Here is an 18058-nt window from a genome sequence, read left to right on the forward strand (position 1 = left end):
CGTCACATGCGCTGCCTGGCCGCCCTGGCCTGCTCGGTGGCGTAGGCGCGGGACCTGGGCTGCGCAACCGCGGCGCCCGCCTTGTCCGGGTCCGGTGCCTCGGCGTCGTCCGGGTCCGGGTCGGCCTGCACCGGCTCCGGCCGCAGCTTGACCAGCGAGCCGTCCGGACGCAGCACCTGGACATGCTCGCCGATCGACAGCAGCGTGCCCCTGCCGGGCAGTTCGGAACCGACCGGGTAGCGCACGCCGTCGGCGGACACCAGGTGCGCGTTCTCGCCGCGTTCGACCGCGACGATCCGCACCGCGTCCTCGACCACGTCGGCCTCGTCCCCTTCCGCCGGCGTCGCCAGATTGATCGGGATCACCCGGCGCACGCCGGTTTCCCGCATCGCACGGGTCTTGGCGAACGCCTCCAGCGCGGCCATGTCGTCGAAGTAGCCGGTCACCTCGACATCGTTGTTGCCCAGGTAGCGCGTCTTCTCGGCGGGGTAGTGGCCGCGCAGCACGTCGGCGACATCGCGCGCCATGTCCTCGCCGGTCCGCAGCGTCAGGGTGGCGTCGATGCGCTCGCTGTCGAGCTGCTGGCGCATCCGCTGCCGGGTCGCCACGTCCTTGACGGTGCCCGACAGCACCGCGATGCCGTTGACGTCGCGCTCGATGCGCGCCTCGGCCACGCGGTACTCGCGCGCCAGGCTGCGCAGCCGTTCCTCGACGTCGACCGGCGCCTCCTGCGACGGCATCACCGCGGCGAAGATCGCCAGCGAGGCCAGCGACAGCACGGCGATGGCGGCGATCATCGGCAGCCGGCGCGCGAACGGAATGGCGTTGCGCGGCGGCGGCGCGAACTTCATGCCCTCGGGCATCAATGCCAGCCAGCCCGGGTCGTCGGCATGGCCGAAGGCGAGCGCGGCGTCGCCCAGGCCGACGCGCTGCACCTTGTCCAGCTCGACCGGATCGCCCGGGTGCAATACGCGGCCCTCGAGCCGCAACGGCGCGTCCAGCGCGCGGACCTGGAAACGGCCGTCGACCAGGCTGATCAGCGCATGGTGGCTGGCGACACCGTCGTCGGCCAGCACGATGTCGCAGTCGTCGCCGCTGCCGACGAGGATCATCTCGCGGTCGGCGAGGTCGCGGCACGCCCCCGCGTGCAATCCCGCCACGATCCGCAGCAGGTGGCTGCTGACCGGCGTGTCGCGGGTGGTTTCGGCGGAAGACATCTGGTTTCGCTCCTTGCAAACGCTGGTCGTCTGCTCTTGCTTTGTCTGGTCGTCGTTCCGGTTCGGCTCAGGCGTTGATCTGGCCCGCCTGCACGATCCGCAGGTCCGGGGCGAGCTCCTGGTAGGACAGCACCGGCAGCTCGAAGAAATCCACTTCCATCAGCTTGCGCAGGTGGCGGCGCACGTCCAGCGAGCACAGCAGCACGGGGCGCACGTCCGGCGGCTGCCGGCCCAGGTGGGCGCGCACCTCGTTGCCCAGGCGCGCCGCCAGTTCCGGCGAGATCGCCAGCTGGCTGGCGCCGCCGGCGACGCGGACCGACTGGCGCAGCTTGTCCTCCAGCTCGGGGTGGATCAACAGTACGTGCAACGTGCGCTCGCTGTCTGAATAGCGATCCGCGATCTCGCGCTTCAGCGCCACGCGCACGTATTCGGTCAGCAGCACCACGTCCTTCTCGCGGCCGCCGACGTCGGTGATCGCCTCGAAGGCGTCGCGCAGGTTGCGGATCGGCACCCCTTCCTCGGCCAGGCGGCGCAGCACGTCGGCCACCCGTTGCGGGGCGACGACCCGCAGCATCTCCTTCACCAGGTCGGGATAGTCGCGCTGCATGCGGCCGAACAGGTTGGAGGTTTCCTGGATGCCGAGGAAGCCGCCGAGCCGGCGCTGCAGCGCGCCGCGGCAGTGCTCGGCGATGACGTCGAGCGGCGCGCGCGCGTCGTCGGCCGGCGCGGTGACCCACTCGCCTGCGAGCGGCGGAAAGAACCCCGGCAGCCGTGCACTGGCGTCGGCGCCGACCCGCGCCGGGCGCAGCCGCGCGTCGGCGCGCAGGCGTCCCGATGCGATCCGCGCGCCGAACGCGCTGAGCCGGTACTCGCCCTCGCCGAGCGCGGAATTGACCCGCAGCGAAGGCGCCGGCACCGGCACGCCGTATTCCTCGCGCAGTTGCTGGGCGAGTTCGGCGATGCGCGAACGCACCGCTTCCTGGCCCAGCCCCTCGGCGAGCGACGGGGCGAGGTCGAACTGCAGCGGCGGCGGCGGCGCCAGGTCGTCGCTGTCCGCCGGCACCTGGCTCGCCGCCATCTCCTCGTCGGAGATGCGGAACAGGCGGCGCAGGCTCTCGAAGCTGTGGCGATAGCGCCAGGCGCTGATCCCGATCAGCGCCGTGCCGAGCACCGCGAACACTCCGATCGGAAAGCCCGGCACCAGGGTCATGCACAACGCGAGAATGCCGGTGATCAGCAGCACCCGTGGCTGCATGCCCACCTGCCGGGTGATGGCGTCGCCGAGGTGGCGATCCTCGATCTCGCCGGTGGTGCGGGTCACCACCAGGCCGGCGGCAATCGTGCCGAGGATCGCCGGGATCTGCGAGACCAGGCCGTCGCCGATGGTCAGGATGCTGTAGGTCCGGGTCGCCTCGGCCAATTCCATGCCGCGTTGCAGCACGCCGATCGCCAGGCCGCCGAGCAGGTTGATGATGATGATGACGATGCCGGCGATGGCGTCGCCCTTGACGAACTTCATGGCGCCGTCGAGCGAACCGTGCAGCTGGCTCTCGGTCTCCAGCAGCCGGCGCTTGCGGCGCGCCTCGTCCTTGTCGATGAGCCCCGAGCGCAGGTCGGAATCGATCGACAGCTGCTTGCCGGGCATGGCGTCGAGGGTGAAGCGCGCGGCGACTTCGGCCACGCGCTCGGCGCCCTTGGCGATGACGATGAACTGCACCACGGTGATGATCAGGAACACCACCAGGCCGACCACCAGGTTGCCGCCGGCCACCAGCGAGCCGAAGGTCTCGACGATGTGGCCGCCCTCGGCGTTGAGCAGGATCGAACGGGTGATCGCGATCGAGATCGCCAGGCGGAACAGCGTGGTCAGCAGCAGCACGCTGGGAAAGCTGGAGAAGGCGACCGGGTTGGGGATGTAGATGCCCAGCAGCAGCAGGCCGAAACCGATCGAGATGTTGATCGCCACCAGCGAGTCGATCAGCACCAGCGGCAGCGGCAGGATCATCACGCTGATGATCGTGACCGCGGCGAACGCGAGCACCACATCGCTGTAGCCCAGCCGCTTGCGCGGCGCCATGCCCGCCGGCGCGGCGAACAGCGAATCGATCAACGCGCGCATCGCTCCCCCTGTCGCGGACGGCCCACACGCCCGGGCGAGGGCGCGTCAAACGCTGTCCCATCGCCCCCCTGTCGTGCCGGCTGCCGCATTGCCCCTGCCCTCATGCGTCACTTTGTGCCAACTTACGATAGCCGTGTAAAGTGACTGGTGCGTGAAATTGTTGTTTACAGCGATGTGAACCCTGTCATCGTTCCATTCATATTTGTGATACGGGTCGCGGTCCGTGATCTCCGCGGTTCACGGCGGGTTGACAGTTCGGGACGTTATCCATCACCTGCGCGGTATTGCGATGACTCCGCCGGTCCGGCGTCTGTCTTGCCGATGTCGTCCTGCTCCAGCGCGGTGATCAGGTTCACCGACTGGGCGCTGACGCCGATCGCGAACGCACGGCCGGCGCGGGTCCGCAGCAGCACCACGCGTTCGCGCGGACCGACTGGCAAGATCTGCAGCACCGACAGCGGCGCGTCCTTGCCCGCCAGGCCGTAGCGGCGGCGTGCCAGGCGCCAGACCAGGAAAAGGGCGAAGATGACGAAGGCCAGCGGCAGCACGATTCCCAGCAGTTCGCGCAGCGCCGAAGGCGCGGCCGCTACCGGTTCGGCGGCCGCGGATGCGACGCCGCAGCACGACCACAGGACGACGGCGTACAGCGGCGGCACGGGAGAGAGGGACATGTCGGGACACCGGAATCGCAGCATTGGGAGAGGCGGTAACGTGATCGCCGCAACGGACGGGGGGATCGGCGCGGGTGCAGAGTACCGCAAGGCCGGAACGCCATCGGCGTTTCGTCACAATTCCGAGCTACACCGGAACGCACCGTCAGGAGCAGGCAGGCCTGCCGATTCCCGGCGCTGCCGGAGCGAGGGGGAAGTGAGGACATGAGTGCCGCGCGTGGCAGCGGCGGAGCGCGGGGCGGCGGGCGCGCCGGCGCGGCGCCGCTCCAGGCCACCGACCACATGCCGGCGCTGCAGGCCCTGCTGCAGGCGCTGCCGTTCGCCTGCGCCGCCTTCGCGCGCGGGGACGGCGCGCTGCTCGCTGCCAACGGCCTCTACCACGAGGAGTTCGCGGCGCTCGAGGGCCACACCCGGCGCGAGGGCCTGCTGCAGGCGCTGCACGGCAGCGACGTCGACATCGACGCCGGCAACGAGGTCCGCGCCCCGCACAACGACCGCTGGTATTCGCTGTACTGGCGCGACACCGAGCACGCCGGGCAGGCGTTGTCGCTGCTGACCGCGGTGGACATCAGCGAGCGCATCGAGGCGCTGGATTCGCACAAGAGCCGCCAGGAGAAGCTGCTGTTCACCTCGCGGCTGATGTCGGTCGGCGAGATGGCGGCGACTCTGGCCCACGAGCTCAACCAGCCGCTGGCGGCGATCGTCAATTACCTCAACGGCAGCCTGCGCCTGGTCGACCAGGCCGGCGGACCGGTGCAGGTGGAACGGGCGCTGCAGGCCGCGCGCACTCAGGCCGAGCACGCCGCCGCGGTGATCTCGCGGGTGCGCGAATTCGTCCGCGCGCGCGAGCCCCGGCGCGATACCCAGGACCTGGCGACCATTGCCGCCACCGTGCTGGAACTGCTGCGGCTGGAGGCGGAGCGCCAGCAGCTGCGGATCGACGTCGCCCTCGCGGCGCCGCTGCCGGCGGTCTACGCCGACCGGGTGATGATCGAGCAGGTGCTGCTGAACCTGGTCAAGAACGCGATCGAGGCGATGCGCGAGGTCGCGCCGGCGCAGCGCGGGCTGCGGATCGAGGGCCGGGTGAACCTGGACGACGAAATCGAGGTCCGCGTCTGCGACCGCGGCCAGGGCCTGAGCCAGGCCGAGAGCGAGCAGCTGTTCTCGCCGTTCTACACCACCAAGGCCGACGGCCTGGGCATCGGCCTGGCGATCTGCCGCTCGATCATCGAATACCACGAGGGGCGGCTGTTCTTCGAGCCGCGCGAGGGCGGCGGCAGCGTGTTCGGGTTCACCCTGCCGCGCGCCGAAGGGAGGGTCTGATGGGACAGGTACGCGTCTGGCTGGTCGACGACAACGACGGCTTCCGCGACTCCACGGTGTGGCTGCTGGAGACGGCCGGCTTCGAGGTGATGGCCTATGCCTCCGCGCACGCGTTCCTGGAGGCCTACGCCGGCCACCGGCACGGCGCCGAGGAGGAATGCCTGGTGTCCGACATCCGCATGCCGCAGATGAGCGGCGTGCAGCTGCAGGACGAGCTGCTGCGGCGCGGCATCGCCCTGCCGCTGGTGTTCGTGACCGCGCACGGCGACGTGCCGCTGGCGGTGGAGGCGATGCGCAAGGGCGCGTCGAACTTCCTCGAGAAGCCCTTCGGCGACGACACCCTCGTCGAGGCCATCCGCGCCGCCCTGGCCAACGCGCGCAACCGCGGCGACGGCGCGGTGAACGGCGCCGCGCTGGCGAAACTGAGCCCGCGCGAACGCCAGGTGCTGGACCTGGTGGTGGCCAGCAAGCCCAACAAGATCATCGCCGACATCCTCGGCATCAGCATCAAGACGGTGGAGCTGCATCGCGCGAACATGATGAACAAACTCGGTGTACGCTCGCTGCCCGAACTGATGAAGGTGGCCCTGGGGCATGGCTGACGCAGCAGGGAAGACGGCGGCGCCCGGCCGCGCCAGGCGGCGCGCCGGCAGCACCGGCGATCGCGCCGGGACCGAAGCCACGCCGCTGCGCGGCCGCATCCCGTCGCTGCGGGCGGCGCAGGCCGAAGCCTTGCGCGGCTTCTTCTCCGCGCCGCAGAGCTGGTACCTGAAGGACAACGGCCTGCTGCACTTCATGCCCGGCGCCGCCGCGGCCGCCGGCGAGGCCTTCGAGCTCGATGCCGAGGGCACCCGCGTGGGATTGCGCCTGCAGGTCGCCGAGGTCGTCGCCGGCGACGGGCTGCACTGGAGCGACTACAGCGGGCGCTCGCGCGTGCTGGCCTGGAGCCTGGCGCACGAACCGCACCTGATGCGCCTGAGCGAGGCCCTCGGCGTCGCCCTCGCGCCGCTGCTCGACACCGATCCGGAGACCGCGGCCGGCGACGATGCCGTGTGGCTGGATTTCGTCATCGACGACGATACCGGCGACGCCGCAGTGGACGCCGGGCGACGCCCGCCGCCGGTCCAGGGCGCGCTGCGGCTGCCGGCGGCCTGGCTCGACCGCGTGCTGACGCGCGCCGAGCCGCCGGTCGAAGGCGAACCGCCGCCGCCGCTGGGCCGCTGGCGCGAACTGCCGGCCGGCGTCTCGCTGCGGCTGACGCCGCAGCCGCTGCGCGCCGACGAATGGGCGGCGCTGCATCCGGGCGACGTCATCGTCGTCGGCCGCCGCGACCAGCCGCCGCGCCTCGAGGCGCACGCCTGCGGCCGCCTGTGGCCGCTCGCCACCGATCCCGGGGGCTGGCGCGTGGCCGGCCCGATGCAACATCCATCCACTTTGTCGCAGGAGACAGCCACGATGAGCGAGCAGGAGACCCCGGCCGCCGAAGACGCCGGCAGCCACGACGCCGACGCCGACGCCGGCGTGCGCCCGCTTCCGGTGCAGGTCGCGTTCGAGATCGGCCGGCTGGAGATGCGCGTCGGCGAACTGTCGGCGCTGCAGCCCGGTTACGTGTTCGCGCTGCCGGCGCGCCTGGAAGGCACCAACGTCACCATCCGCGCCAACGGCGAGGCGGTCGGGCAGGGCGAGCTGGTCGCCGTCGGCGACACCCTCGGCGTGCGGCTGCTGTCCTGGACCTAGGAGACGCCGCGAGATGGATTTCAGCAACTATTCCCCGGCACTCGTCCTCGTCATCGTCGTCAGCCTGGCGCTGGCGCCGTTCGTGGCGGTGATGGTGACCTCGTTCACCAAGATCGTGGTGGTGCTGAGCCTGCTGCGCAACGCGCTCGGGCTGCAGCAAGTGCCGCCGAACGTGGTGATCAACGGATTGGCGATCGTGTTGTCGATCTACGTCATGTACCCGGTGATCCTGGACACGCACGAGGCGATCAACGCGCGCATGGAAGGCAAGCCGCCGCCGGCCTCGGTGCAGGCGCAGGTGGACGCGCGCGCGCGCGCGCAGGCCGAGCGCCGCGCCCGCTCCGCGGCCGCGACGCCGTCGCGGGCGGCGGCCGGCGACCCGGCGCCGGCGAGCCCGGCCGCGGCCGATGCGCTGCGCGCCGAGTCCGAAGCCGGCCAGGAGGCCGCCGGCGCATCGGCGGCCCCGGAGCGTGGAGAGCTGTTCCGGAACGTCAGCGGCGGCATCCTCGCCGAGGCGCCGGCGGGCGACACCGGGGAGGAGCAACCGGCCGCCGACCCGGACGAGCCGGTCGTCATCGTCGCGCCGCCGCCGCCGCCGGCACCCGCCAGCGGCGGCATGGACGCGGCGCGGCTGCTGTCGCTGGTGGAGGCCGGCAAGGAGCCGCTGCGCACCTTCCTGATCCGGCATTCGCAGGACGCCGAGCGCGCCTTCTTCCTGCGCAGCGCCCAGCGGCTGCTGCCGCCCGAGCGCCGCGCGTCGCTGACGGTGGACGACTTCATCGTGGTGGTGCCGGCATTCACCGTCAGCGAACTGACGGCCGCCTTCCAGATCGGGTTCCTGATCTTCCTGCCGTTCCTGATCATCGACCTGGTGGTCGCCAACATCCTGCTGGCGCTGGGCATGATGATGATGTCGCCGACGATCGTCTCGCTGCCGTTCAAGCTGCTGTTGTTCGTGTTGATCGACGGCTGGGCCAAGCTGGTGCACGGCCTGGTGCTGACCTACGGCGGCGGCTGATGCGGGCGGAGGCGCGCTGAGATGAACGAAGTCATCGAACTCACGCGGCAGGCGCTGTGGCTGGTGCTGCTGCTGTCGGGGCCGCCGATCGCGGCGGCGGCGCTGGTCGGGCTGGTGGTGGCGTTCCTGCAGGCCGCCACCCAGCTGCAGGAGCAGACGTTCGCCTACGCGCTGAAGTTCCTCGCCATCGTGCTGATGCTGTTCGTCACCGGCTCGCTGATCGGCGGCACGCTGTACACCTACGCGCACCAGATCTTCGTCGATTTCCCGGGCCTGGTCCGCGGCGGCCGCGCGTTCTGATGCCCTACGACACGATCGGCGACGCGATGCTGGCGTTGGGGCTGACGCTGCCGCGGATCATCGGCGCGTTCCTGATGCTGCCGCTGATCACCCAGTCCAACATGCCGGCGATGGTGCGCAACAGCTTCCTGGTCAGCCTGGCGATCGTGGCGCTGCCGGTCGCGGTGGCGGCGGCGCCGACCGAGAGCATGAGCACCCTGCAGTGGCCGATGATGGTGCTCAAGGAGCTGTTCATCGGCGTGGCGATCGGCTTCTGCTTCGGCATCGTGTTCTGGGCGTTCTCGGCCGCAGGCAGCGTGATCGACAGCCAGGTGGGCATGGGCATGGCCACCGTGTTCGATCCGATCCAAGGGCACCAGGTCTCGCTGCACGCGGAGTTCCTGTCGCATTTCGCGGCCTGGCTGTTCATGGCCAGCGGCGCGTTCCTGATCTTCCTCGACCTGCTGCTCTCGAGCTATGCCATCTGGCCGCCGACCTCGTTCTTCCCCAACCTGCCGGCGACCGGTATGAACCTGTTCGTCGGCCACTTCAGCTTCATGATGACCACGCTGCTGGTGCTGGCGGCGCCGGCGATGGTGATCCTGCTGATCATCGACCTCTCGTTCGGCCTGGTGAACCGCTACGCGCCGCAGCTCAACGTGTTCGCGCTGACCCTGCCGATCAAGGCCTGGCTGGCGACCGCGATCATCCTGCTGATGCTCGGCGTGTACGTCGAGATCCTGGTCGAGCGGCTGACCGACAGCCGCGGCCTGATGGAACTGCTGCGCACCACCTTCGGCGGTTGATCCGGCCCCCGTAGAGCGGAGCTCAGATGCCGTCGCGGCCGCGGCGCACGCCCTCGGCCCAATGCAGCACCTCGGCCACGGCCTCGAAGAACTCGTTGCCGATGTAGTCGTCGAGCTCCACCTTCTCGTTGAGCCCGCGCGCCAGCGGGATGTTCTGCAGGATCGGCACGCCCGCCTCCTCGGCCGCCTGCTTGATCATCTCGGCGAAGTGCCCCTCGCCCTTGGCCACGACCACCGGCAGGTCGGTTTCGCCGTGCTCGTACTGCAGGGCGACGGCGATGTGGGTGGGATTGGTCACGACCACGCTCGACTTGCGGACTGAGCTGAGCATGTTCTGCTGCGACCACTCCTGGTGCAACTGCTTGCGCCGCTGCTTGACGTAGGGGTCGCCCTCGTTCTCCTTGACCTCCTGCTTGATGTCGCGGCGGCTCATCTTCAGTTTCTTGATGTAGGAGAACTTCTGGTACCAGACGTCGAGCGCCGAGACGAAGAAGAACACCGCCACCGTCCAGATCACGATCCACTTCAGCGCGTGCCAGATCGCCGACCCCATCGCCGCCGGGGTCGCGTACGGCAGCTTCAGCAGCCCCTCGAGCATGCCGCGCAGCACGACATAGCCGATGCCGAGCAGCGCGGCGCTCTTGAGCACGGACTTGATCAGCTCGACCAGGTTGTCCATCGAGAACATCTTCTTGATGCCCTCGGCCGGGTTGAGCTTGTCCAGGTTCGGGGTGAGCTTCTTCATGCTCGCGATCGGCCCGACCTGCAGGAATTCGGTCACCGCCGCCAGCAGCATCGCCAGCAGCATCAGCGGCAGGGTCAGCCACAGCAGGGTCTGGAAGGCCAGGTACCCCAGCCGCGGCAGGGTCTCGAAGAACGGCGCGCCGACCGCCTCCAGGCTCTGGTCGAACAGCGCGCTGATGCGGGTGTGCATGAAGCCCATCAGCATCCAGGCGCCGGCGATCCAGCCCAGCACCAGCACGGTGCTGGTCAACTCCTTGCTCTTGGCGACGTTGCCTTCCTTGCGCGCGTCGCGGATCTTCTTCGGCGTCGGTTTTTCGGTCTTGTCGGCGCCCTGGTCCTTCTCTGCCATCCGTGCGTACCCGCATTGCCGCCACGTCGGCGCGAGGCTAGCATGGCGGAGGGCCGTCGCCGATGCCGCCCAGCCGCGCGACCGGTCCTGAACAGCGGCCGGACAGCGGCACGGCACCTAGGGTTGCCCCGAGGTGACAGTCCCGCGGCAGCCTCGTTACATTGCCGGCAACGCCGCAAGAACGGCGCGTCCCGCGCTCCGTACACCAAAGGACATCCCGCCGCACATGAGCAGCATCGGTTCCGATCCGCACCTCAACGTCACCGGCCTCGACCGGCTGGGCGGGCAGGCTGCGCTCGACGATCTGCAGCGGCAGCAGGGCCCGCAGCAGGCGCGCGAGGTCGCACGCGAGGTCGCACGCGAGGCCCCGCAGGCGCCCGCGGTCGATCCCGGCGAGCAACTGCTCGCCGCCGGCGCCTGGGACGGCGTCGGTCCCGGCGCGCGGTTGCTGGGGGGCGACCTCGGCTTCGAGAACGACCTCGGCGCGCTCGACCTGTCGCAGGCGGCCGACCGCGCCACCGACGCGATCCTCGACGCCCTCGCCTAGGGCCTGCCAAGGGTTCCGCGCGGCATGCCGGCCGCGCTAGAGTCCGAAGCCGTCCCACCGCGGCGCCGCCATGACCGAAGCCGTGCCCTCCCCCGCCTCGCTGCGCGCCGCCGCCGACCGCCTGGTGTCGGCGCTGGCCGCGCACGGCGACGCCGAATACCGCCTGACCGTGCTCAAGCGGCTGGCGCGGCGGCTGGGCGAGGAGCACTACCCGATGTTCCTGCGCCTGCTCGCGGTGGTCGCCGAGAGCGACGACGACCGTGCCAAGCGGCTGCTCGCCGAGACCTTCGGCACCGCGCTGCGGCGCATGGACCTGCCCGGCGGCGCGCTGAGTTCCTGGGGCGCGACCCGGCTGCCGGACAACGTCACGCCCTTCTCCGCCGGCGCCCTGTCCGGGCAGTTCTTCGGCGCCACTCCGCGCCGGCTGCTCGGGCCGGTGGAATACCTCACCGTCTGGCACCTGCAGCGCACCCAGCGCACGCCGCTCGGCGCGCAGGCGTTCCGCAGTGCGCTGGCGCACCTGATCGCCCTGCTCAACCACAGCGAGGACGCGCGCAGCCTGTATCCGCAGAAGCTGGCGGCCGATGCCGAGAACGAGCTCGAGGGCGCCTACACCCGCGCCACCCGCGAACGGCTGGCGGCGGTGGCGGCGGCCTGGAAGGCCGGCCGGTCGCCGGACGAGGTGGCGCAGGCGGCGCTCGACGCGGTGCCCGAACAGGCGCCCGGCGGCTGGGTGGTGCGCGACCTGTAGCCGCGGCATGGCGCTCCTCTCGCGGGAGCGGCGCGGTCCGCACCTGCGTCCCGCCCGACGCTGTCGCGACTTCCGTCGCTCCCACAGGGGATGGCAATCTCGAGCCCAGGCCCTGCCATTGCCTTGGTCCTTGTAGGAGCGACGGAAGTCGCGACCCGGATATGCCGGCCGTCACGCGACTTCGACGCGCCTGCGAGCGCGACTTGCCGCGATCAAGGTCCGCGGCCAAGATGCCGGCTGCGTCCCGGGGAGTACGCACCCATGTCCGCAACCGTCCGCCTGCTGCTGCTGGCCGCGGCGTTGGCTGGCGCCACCACCGCCTGCAAGCGCGAGCCTCCCGCGACCGCCGCGCCCGCGGCCGCCGCGCGTCCGGTCGACGCGATGCTGCTGCCGGCGCGGCACCTGCATGACGACGACCTGGTGGCGTTCGCCCGCGACGCGGTTCCGCCGGCCCTGCACGCGCGGCTCGAGGCGGCCTGGGAGAACGGCAGCCGATGGCCGCTGGACGAGCTGCCGCTGCACGAGCGGCTGCCGGACCTGCTGGCGACATTGGCCGAAGAAGGCTCGGAAGCGCGGCTGCGGCAGGCCTTCCGCACCCAGTTCGCCGGCGCCGACGGCGAACTGCGCGGCGCGGTGGAGACGCTGGGCCTGTTCGCCATGCACTACGTGCAGAACGACGAAGCCCTGGACGAGAACGAGCGCGAACGCCGCATGCAGCTGATCGACGCGCTCGGCCGCTGGGGCCTGGACGCGCCGCTGGCCGATCCCGCGCGCGCGGACGCGGCGATCGCACGGCTGGCGACGGCCGCGCGCGCCACCGGGCTGCACGACCGGGAAGCCTTCGCCGCCGCCGGCATGGAGGACGCCCTGCGCCGCTTGTCGCCGTTCCTGGCGGAGGTCAAGCGCGTGCTCGCCGACTACGGCCTGGACATCGATGCTTCGTTGTCCGGCGTCGATGCCGGCCTCGAGCGCCAGACCGGCGACAGCGCTCTGCTGCGGGTGCGCTACGAGGTGGCCGGACACCCGGTCGATACCCGGATCGAAGTCGAGCGCCAAGGCGAACGCTGGTACCGCAGCGACTACCTGCGCCACGCCGAGGCCAGCGCGCGGATTCCGGCGCCGCGGGCGCCGCCCGCGGCACCGCAGGCCGATGGCGGCTGAGGGCCCGGCACGCCGCGGCCCGGCGGCAGCCCGCGCTGGGCGATAATGCCGTCCTATGCCGCAGCAACCCGACCAGTCGCCCCTGCCATTCCCGGAAGCGTCCGGGCGCGCCGACGCGCCGGCGGCGCAGTCGGCCGCGCCCGATGCCGAGGCAGGCGGTGGGCCGCCGCGCCCGCCCGGCCGCGTCCGTGCACCGCGTACGCCGAGGCCGCCGCTGTGGGCGCGCCTGCTGGGCCGGCTGCTGGCGCCCTGGATCGGACTGAAGATCGAGCCGCCGGAGCCGGAGCAGTTCGTCGACCGGCGCCCGGTCTGCTACGTGCTCGAGGACTACGGCCTCTCCAACGCCCTGATCCTCGACCGCGCCTGCCGCAGCGCCGGCATGCCCTCGCCGCTGCAGCCGCTGCCGGGCGATCCGCTCGGCCGCAAGCGCGCCTACGTGGCGCTGTCGCGGCGCAACGCCGGCAGCGCCCTCAACGCACTGGCCCCGGGCAAGCGTTCGCCGCAGAAGACCCATTCCGAATCGCTGGCCCGGCTGCTGGAGGCGCACCGCGCCGATCCGGCCCTCGACGTGCAGCTGCTGCCGGTCTCGATCTTCGTCGGCCGCTCGCCGGACAAGGCCAGCGGTTGGTTCTCGGTGCTGTTCTCGGAGAACTGGGCGCTGGTCGGCCGCTTCCGGCGGCTGCTGGCGATCCTGCTCAACGGCCGCGACACCCTGGTGCGCTTCGCCGCGCCGGTCGACCTGCGCGCCAGCATCGCCGAGGACCTCACGCCCGAGCGCACCGTGCGCAAGGTCTCGCGGGTGCTGCGCACGCACTTCAACCGCATCCGCGAGGCGGTGATCGGGCCGGACCTGTCGACCCGCCGCCTGCTGGTCGACAAGGTGCTGTCGGCCTCGGCGGTCAAGGACGCCATCGCCGACCAGGCGCGCCGCGACGACAGCAAGCCCGAGGACGCGTGGAAGAAGGCCTACGGCTACGCCTACGAGATCGCCGCCGACTACTCGCACCCGGTGGTGCGCTCGGCCAGCTTCCTGCTGACCACGGTCTGGAACCGGATCTTCCGCGGCGTGTTGGTGCACCACCTGGATGCGCTGAAGGCGGCGGCGCCCGGGCACGAGATCATCTACGTGCCCAGCCATCGCAGCCACATGGACTACCTGCTGCTGTCCTACCTGCTTTACACCAAGGGCATCGTGCCGCCGCACATCGTCGCCGGCATCAACCTCAACCTGCCGGTGATCGGCACCCTGCTGCGCAAGGGCGGCGCGTTCTTCATCCGCCGTTCGATCCGCGGCAACGCGCTGTATTCCACGGTCCTGGCCGAGTACGTCGCGCAACTGGTCGCCGGCGGCTACTCGATCGAATACTTCGTCGAGGGCGGGCGTTCGCGCACCGGCCGGCTGCTGGCGCCCAAGGGAGGCATGGTCTCGATGACGGTGCGCGCGTTCCTGCGTCAGCCCACGCGCCCGGTGCTGTTCCAGCCGGTCTACATCGGCTACGAGAAGCTGATGGAGGGCACCAGCTATCTCGACGAACTGTCCGGCAAGGCCAAGCCGAAGGAGTCGATCTGGCAGCTGCTGCTGGGCATTCCCAAGGTGCTGCGCTCGAACTACGGCCAGGTGGTGGTGAATTTCGGCGAGGCGATCCCGCTGGCCGACATGCTGGCCGCGCACGCCAGCGACTGGGACGGCAAGCCGCTGCCGGACGAGGAACGCCCGGACTGGCTGTCGCGCACGGTCGACGCCACCGCGCAGCGCATCCAGGAACACATCAACCGCGCCGCCGACGTCAACCCGATCAACCTGCTGGCCCTCGCCCTGCTGTCCACGCCCAAGCACGCCATGGGCGAGGCCGACCTGCTGGCGCAGATCGCGCTGTCCAAGACCCTGCTGACCGAGGTGCCGTACAGCGACCTGGTGACGGTGACGCCGCATGCGCCGGCCGAGATCGTCGCCCACGGCGAGGAAATCGGCGTGCTCAACCGCGTCGCGCATCCGCTCGGCGACGTGCTGCGGGTCGACGACGACACCGCGGTGCTGCTCTCGTACTTCCGCAACAACGTGGTGCACCTGTACACCGCCTCGGCCTGGATCGCCTGCTGTTTCCTGCACAACCGCCGCATGAGCCACGCCAACCTGCTGCGGCTCGGGCGCGCGGTGTATCCGTTCCTGCAGGGCGAGCTGTTCCTGCCGTGGGACGCGGATGCCTTCGCCGAGCGCATCGACCGCACCATCGCCGTGTTCGCGCGCGAAGGGCTGCTGACGTTGGTGAGCGACGACGACGGCGGCATCTTCCAGCGCAACGCCGGACAGACCGACGAGGTGTTCCGCCTGCGCGCGCTCGGCCATCCGCTGCAGCAGGCCTTCGAGCGCTACTACATCGCGATCTCGGTACTGGCCAAGAACGGCCCCGGCACGCTCGGCGCCGGCGAGCTCGAAAGCCTGTGCCAGCTGGCCGCGCAGCGCCTGAGCCTGCTGTACGCGCCGGCGGCGCCGGAGTTCTTCGACAAGTCGCTGTTCCGCGGCTTCATCCGCAAGCTGCGCGAGTTGGAACTGGTGAGGCTGGACGGCAACAGCAAGCTGACCTTCGACCAGCGCCTCGACGCCTGGGCGCGCGACGCCAAGATCATCCTCGGCCGCGAGTTGCGCCACACCATCGAGAAGGTGAGCCCGGAAGCGGTGAAGCCGGCCCCGGAGCCGCAGCCCGCCGCGGACTGACGCCGCAGCGTCGATGTCCCGCGCCCCGTAGAGCGCTTGCTCCGCTGCTCCCGGCTCCGGAGCCCACGCAGCCGAGCAAGCTCGGCTCTACAGGGCGCGCAGGCTCCGGAGTCGATGTCCCCCGCCTCGTAGAGCGGAGCTTGCTCCGCTGCTCCCGGCTCCGGAGCCCGCGCAGCCGAGCAAGCTCGGCTCTACAGGGCGCGCAGGCTCCGGAGTCGGTGTCCCCCGCCTCGTAGAGCGGAGCTTGCTCCGCTGCCCTGGCGCCGGAGCCTGCGCAGCCGAGCGAGTTCGGCTCTACGCGGGCTGGTCTGGGATCAGCGCCGATTCCAGCCGCGAGATCGCGTCCTTGAGCTGCAGCTTGCGCTTCTTCATGCGCTTGACCGCCAGGTCGTCGTCGCCGCGGTCGTCCTGCAGCCGGGCGATGGCGAGATCGAGATCGCGATGCTCGAGCCGGAGTTCGGCGAGCTTGCGGGAGACTTCGGCGGGATCGACGGGATGCATCGTGATCGCAGCTTAGCGCTCGCCGGCCGCGCCGTCACCGCGGCCGCAGCCGGTAGACTATGCGCACGATGAGCCTCGTCCTGCCCCTGCCCGAACCCGCGCCCCGTCGCGAGCGCAACGCTGCGCACCAGGCCGAACGCCTGGCCAAGCGCCTGCGCCACCAGGTCGGCCGCGCGATCGCCGACTTCGGCATGATCGAGGACGGCGACCGGGTCATGGTGTGCCTGTCCGGCGGCAAGGACAGCTACACGCTGCTGGACGTCCTGCTGCAGCTGCAGAAGAAGGCGCCGGTGTCGTTCTCGATCACCGCGGTCAACCTCGACCAGAAGCAGCCCGGCTTCCCCGGGCACGTGCTGCCCGATTACCTGCGCTCGATCGGCGTCGACTATCGCATCCTCGAGCAGGACACCTACTCGGTGGTCACGCGGGTGGTGCCCGAGGGCAAGACGATGTGCGCGCTGTGTTCGCGCCTGCGTCGCGGCGCGCTGTACGGCTACGCCGCCGAGCACGGCTACACCAAGATCGCGCTCGGCCACCACCGCGACGACCTGGTGGCGACGTTTTTCCTCAACCTGTTCTTCCACGCCAGGCTCAGCGGCATGCCGCCGAAGCTGCTGTCCGACGACGGCAGGCACGTCGTGATCCGGCCGCTGGCCTACGTGCGCGAGGCCGACATCGCCGCCTACGCAGGGGCGAAGGGGTTTCCGATCATCCCCTGCAACCTGTGCGGCTCGCAGGAGAACCTGCAGCGCAAGCAGGTCGAGCGCATGCTCGCCGCCTGGGAACGGGAGACGCCCGGCCGGATCGAGACCATCGCTCGCGCGCTCGGCGACATCCGCCCCTCGCAGCTGAGCGACCCGAGGCTGTTCGACTTCCTTTCCCTGGGCGCCGGCGACGGCGCCGCATTGCCCGGTGTGCATGCCCGGCCGGCGGACGAAACCCGCGGGAACCGAACCGCCGCCCACGGCGAACGCTGAGGCTGCCGATGCCCCTCGCGGTCGTCGCTCCCGCGGAAACGGGGACGACGCGGGCCGCGACCGTTTTTCCGAATCCCGACTCCCCATTCCCCAATCCCGGCCCTTAAATGTTCTTCAAGAATCTCACCCTGTTCCGTTTTTCCGCCGGCATCGACCTGTCCGAACTCGACGCCGGCCTCGCCGAAACCCAGCTCAAGCCGGTCGGCCCGCTGGAGCTGTCCTCGCGCGGCTTCATCTCGCCGTTCGGCCGCGATGCCGAGGCCTTGTCGCACCGCATCGCCGACGCGGTGTGGCTGACGGTCGGCGGCGAGGACCGGCTGCTGCCGTCCGCCGTGGTCAACGACATGCTGGCCAAGAAGCTCGCCGAACTCGAGGAGCGCGAAGGCCGCAAGCCCGGCGGGCGCATGCGCAAGCGGATGAAGGAGGAACTGGTGCACGAACTGCTGCCGCGCGCCTTCGTTCGGCCGTCGCGCACCGATGCGCTGCTCGATCTCGAGCACGGCGTCTGCGCGGTCGACAGCTCCAGCCGCAAGAATGCGGAGGCCGTGGTGTCGGAGATCCGCCGCGCACTCGGAAGCTTCCCGGCGCTGCCGCTCAACGCCGAAGTGGCGCCGCGCTCGGTGCTGACCGGCTGGATCGCCGGCGAACCACTGCCGGACGGGCTCAGCCTCGGCGAGGAATGCGAGCTGAAGGACGCCGCCGACCACGGCGCGGTCGTCAAGTGCCAACGCCAGGACCTGCAATCGGACGAGATCGCCCGGCATCTGGAATCGGGCAAGCAGGTCACGCGCCTGGCGCTGACGCTCGACGACCATGTCTCGTTCGTGCTCGGCGAGGACCTGGTGATCCGCAAGCTGAAGTTCCTCGACGGCGCCGTCGACCAGCTCGAAAGCACCGAGCGCGAGGACCTGCGCGCCGAACTCGACGCGCGCTTCGCGCTGATGAGCGCGGAGTTCCGACGCCTGTTCGCGGTGCTGGAGCCGGCGCTGAAGCTGTCGCGCGCCGACGTGTAAGGCGGGAATCGGGACGGCAGCGTGCGTCTTGCCGGTAACCTGGCAACCGTCATCCCAGCGTAAGCTGGGATCCGATCTGCCCTTCCGCGCCGTCCAAGCTGGATCCCGGCTTGTGCTGGGATGACGAGC

Annotated in this window: 17 protein-coding genes; 12 read left to right on the top strand and 5 right to left on the bottom strand. The window is 70.6% G+C overall.

The features are described from left to right. Positions 1 to 2 precede the first annotated feature (2 nt). From U3649_RS02015 to U3649_RS02025, 3 genes are all read right to left on the bottom strand, one after another. Positions 3 to 1217, bottom strand: coding sequence for an FHA domain-containing protein (locus U3649_RS02015; RefSeq protein ID WP_407353231.1), 1215 nt, complete (start codon positions 1215 to 1217; stop codon positions 3 to 5). 67 nt (positions 1218 to 1284) lie between these two features. After that, a complete protein-coding gene (gene sctV, locus U3649_RS02020; RefSeq protein WP_407353232.1) occupies positions 1285 to 3336 on the bottom strand; it encodes a type III secretion system export apparatus subunit SctV in 2052 nt (683 codons plus the stop codon). Between the two features lie 263 nt (positions 3337 to 3599). Continuing rightward, positions 3600 to 4007 (bottom strand): FliO/MopB family protein, encoded by a 408-nt coding sequence (locus U3649_RS02025; protein ID WP_407353233.1) that lies wholly within the window; start codon positions 4005 to 4007, stop codon positions 3600 to 3602. 204 nt (positions 4008 to 4211) lie between these two features. Between U3649_RS02025 and U3649_RS02030 the strand changes: the two genes are divergently transcribed. The 6 genes from U3649_RS02030 to sctT are packed head-to-tail and all read left to right on the top strand — an operon-like array spanning position 4212 to position 9170. Then, positions 4212 to 5330: a sensor histidine kinase gene (locus tag U3649_RS02030; RefSeq protein WP_407353234.1), complete on the top strand. Its 1119-nt coding sequence runs from the start codon at positions 4212 to 4214 to the stop codon at positions 5328 to 5330. Then, a complete protein-coding gene (locus U3649_RS02035) occupies positions 5330 to 5932 on the top strand; it encodes a response regulator transcription factor (protein ID WP_407353235.1) in 603 nt (200 codons plus the stop codon). The genes U3649_RS02030 and U3649_RS02035 overlap by 1 nt, the downstream gene beginning before the upstream one ends. Next, positions 5925 to 7067 carry a type III secretion system cytoplasmic ring protein SctQ gene (sctQ, locus tag U3649_RS02040; protein ID WP_407353236.1) on the top strand — a complete coding sequence of 381 codons (1143 nt, stop codon included), beginning with the start codon at positions 5925 to 5927 and terminating at the stop codon, positions 7065 to 7067. The genes U3649_RS02035 and sctQ overlap by 8 nt, the downstream gene beginning before the upstream one ends. 13 nt (positions 7068 to 7080) lie before the next feature. Continuing rightward, positions 7081 to 8085, top strand: a complete 1005-nt coding sequence (locus U3649_RS02045) for a hypothetical protein (protein ID WP_407353237.1) — start codon at positions 7081 to 7083, stop codon at positions 8083 to 8085. Between the two features lie 21 nt (positions 8086 to 8106). Continuing rightward, positions 8107 to 8385, top strand: a complete 279-nt coding sequence (gene sctS, locus U3649_RS02050; protein WP_407353238.1) for a type III secretion system export apparatus subunit SctS — start codon at positions 8107 to 8109, stop codon at positions 8383 to 8385. Beyond that, positions 8385 to 9170, top strand: a complete 786-nt coding sequence (gene sctT / locus U3649_RS02055) for a type III secretion system export apparatus subunit SctT (protein ID WP_407353239.1) — start codon at positions 8385 to 8387, stop codon at positions 9168 to 9170. Before sctS ends, sctT begins: the two co-directional genes overlap by 1 nt. A gap of 22 nt (positions 9171 to 9192) precedes the next feature. Here the strand turns inward: sctT and sctU are convergent, their stop codons facing one another. After that, positions 9193 to 10263 (bottom strand): type III secretion system export apparatus subunit SctU, encoded by a 1071-nt coding sequence (gene sctU, locus U3649_RS02060; protein ID WP_407353240.1) that lies wholly within the window; start codon positions 10261 to 10263, stop codon positions 9193 to 9195. Between the two features lie 226 nt (positions 10264 to 10489). On the opposite strand from sctU, the gene U3649_RS02065 reads away from it, so the two are divergent. The 4 genes from U3649_RS02065 (at position 10490) to plsB (ending at position 15438) form a co-directional block, all read left to right on the top strand. After that, positions 10490 to 10810: a hypothetical protein gene (locus U3649_RS02065; protein WP_407353241.1), complete on the top strand. Its 321-nt coding sequence runs from the start codon at positions 10490 to 10492 to the stop codon at positions 10808 to 10810. Between the two features lie 70 nt (positions 10811 to 10880). Beyond that, positions 10881 to 11561 (top strand): hypothetical protein, encoded by a 681-nt coding sequence (locus U3649_RS02070; protein ID WP_407353242.1) that lies wholly within the window; start codon positions 10881 to 10883, stop codon positions 11559 to 11561. A 261-nt stretch (positions 11562 to 11822) separates the two neighbouring features. After that, positions 11823 to 12722 (top strand): hypothetical protein, encoded by a 900-nt coding sequence (locus U3649_RS02075; RefSeq protein ID WP_407353243.1) that lies wholly within the window; start codon positions 11823 to 11825, stop codon positions 12720 to 12722. A gap of 55 nt (positions 12723 to 12777) precedes the next feature. Then, positions 12778 to 15438, top strand: coding sequence for a glycerol-3-phosphate 1-O-acyltransferase PlsB (gene plsB, locus U3649_RS02080; RefSeq protein ID WP_407353244.1), 2661 nt, complete (start codon positions 12778 to 12780; stop codon positions 15436 to 15438). A 294-nt stretch (positions 15439 to 15732) separates the two neighbouring features. Here plsB and U3649_RS02085 read toward each other — a convergent pair whose 3' ends face one another. Further along, positions 15733 to 15939: a YdcH family protein gene (locus U3649_RS02085; RefSeq protein ID WP_407353245.1), complete on the bottom strand. Its 207-nt coding sequence runs from the start codon at positions 15937 to 15939 to the stop codon at positions 15733 to 15735. A gap of 59 nt (positions 15940 to 15998) precedes the next feature. Here U3649_RS02085 and ttcA point away from each other — a divergent pair, with 59 nt between their 5' ends. Continuing rightward, positions 15999 to 16916, top strand: a complete 918-nt coding sequence (gene ttcA, locus U3649_RS02090; RefSeq protein ID WP_407353246.1) for a tRNA 2-thiocytidine(32) synthetase TtcA — start codon at positions 15999 to 16001, stop codon at positions 16914 to 16916. Between the two features lie 107 nt (positions 16917 to 17023). Beyond that, the gene (locus U3649_RS02095; RefSeq protein ID WP_407353247.1) at positions 17024 to 17929 is read left to right on the top strand and encodes a recombination-associated protein RdgC; all 906 of its coding nucleotides are present in this window, start codon (positions 17024 to 17026) and stop codon (positions 17927 to 17929) included. Positions 17930 to 18058 lie beyond the last annotated feature (129 nt).

This window comes from Luteimonas sp. R10 (assembly GCF_045689605.1).
Lineage (GTDB): Bacteria > Pseudomonadota > Gammaproteobacteria > Xanthomonadales > Xanthomonadaceae > Luteimonas.

What these genes read in the sequence shown, in the direction of transcription:
- sctV (WP_407353232.1), bottom strand. Translation starts at nt 3,336, where the DNA reads ATGCGCGCGTTGATCGATTCGCTGTTCGCCGCGCCGGCGGGCATGGCG.
- U3649_RS02095 (WP_407353247.1), top strand. Translation starts at nt 17,024, where the DNA reads ATGTTCTTCAAGAATCTCACCCTGTTCCGTTTTTCCGCCGGCATCGAC.
- U3649_RS02085 (WP_407353245.1), bottom strand. Translation starts at nt 15,939, where the DNA reads ATGCATCCCGTCGATCCCGCCGAAGTCTCCCGCAAGCTCGCCGAACTC.
- U3649_RS02030 (WP_407353234.1), top strand. Translation starts at nt 4,212, where the DNA reads ATGAGTGCCGCGCGTGGCAGCGGCGGAGCGCGGGGCGGCGGGCGCGCC.
- sctT (WP_407353239.1), top strand. Translation starts at nt 8,385, where the DNA reads ATGCCCTACGACACGATCGGCGACGCGATGCTGGCGTTGGGGCTGACG.
- U3649_RS02070 (WP_407353242.1), top strand. Translation starts at nt 10,881, where the DNA reads ATGACCGAAGCCGTGCCCTCCCCCGCCTCGCTGCGCGCCGCCGCCGAC.
- U3649_RS02065 (WP_407353241.1), top strand. Translation starts at nt 10,490, where the DNA reads ATGAGCAGCATCGGTTCCGATCCGCACCTCAACGTCACCGGCCTCGAC.
- U3649_RS02035 (WP_407353235.1), top strand. Translation starts at nt 5,330, where the DNA reads ATGGGACAGGTACGCGTCTGGCTGGTCGACGACAACGACGGCTTCCGC.
- ttcA (WP_407353246.1), top strand. Translation starts at nt 15,999, where the DNA reads ATGCGCACGATGAGCCTCGTCCTGCCCCTGCCCGAACCCGCGCCCCGT.
- plsB (WP_407353244.1), top strand. Translation starts at nt 12,778, where the DNA reads ATGCCGCAGCAACCCGACCAGTCGCCCCTGCCATTCCCGGAAGCGTCC.
- U3649_RS02075 (WP_407353243.1), top strand. Translation starts at nt 11,823, where the DNA reads ATGTCCGCAACCGTCCGCCTGCTGCTGCTGGCCGCGGCGTTGGCTGGC.
- U3649_RS02045 (WP_407353237.1), top strand. Translation starts at nt 7,081, where the DNA reads ATGGATTTCAGCAACTATTCCCCGGCACTCGTCCTCGTCATCGTCGTC.
- U3649_RS02015 (WP_407353231.1), bottom strand. Translation starts at nt 1,217, where the DNA reads ATGTCTTCCGCCGAAACCACCCGCGACACGCCGGTCAGCAGCCACCTG.
- sctQ (WP_407353236.1), top strand. Translation starts at nt 5,925, where the DNA reads ATGGCTGACGCAGCAGGGAAGACGGCGGCGCCCGGCCGCGCCAGGCGG.
- sctU (WP_407353240.1), bottom strand. Translation starts at nt 10,263, where the DNA reads ATGGCAGAGAAGGACCAGGGCGCCGACAAGACCGAAAAACCGACGCCG.
- U3649_RS02025 (WP_407353233.1), bottom strand. Translation starts at nt 4,007, where the DNA reads ATGTCCCTCTCTCCCGTGCCGCCGCTGTACGCCGTCGTCCTGTGGTCG.
- sctS (WP_407353238.1), top strand. Translation starts at nt 8,107, where the DNA reads ATGAACGAAGTCATCGAACTCACGCGGCAGGCGCTGTGGCTGGTGCTG.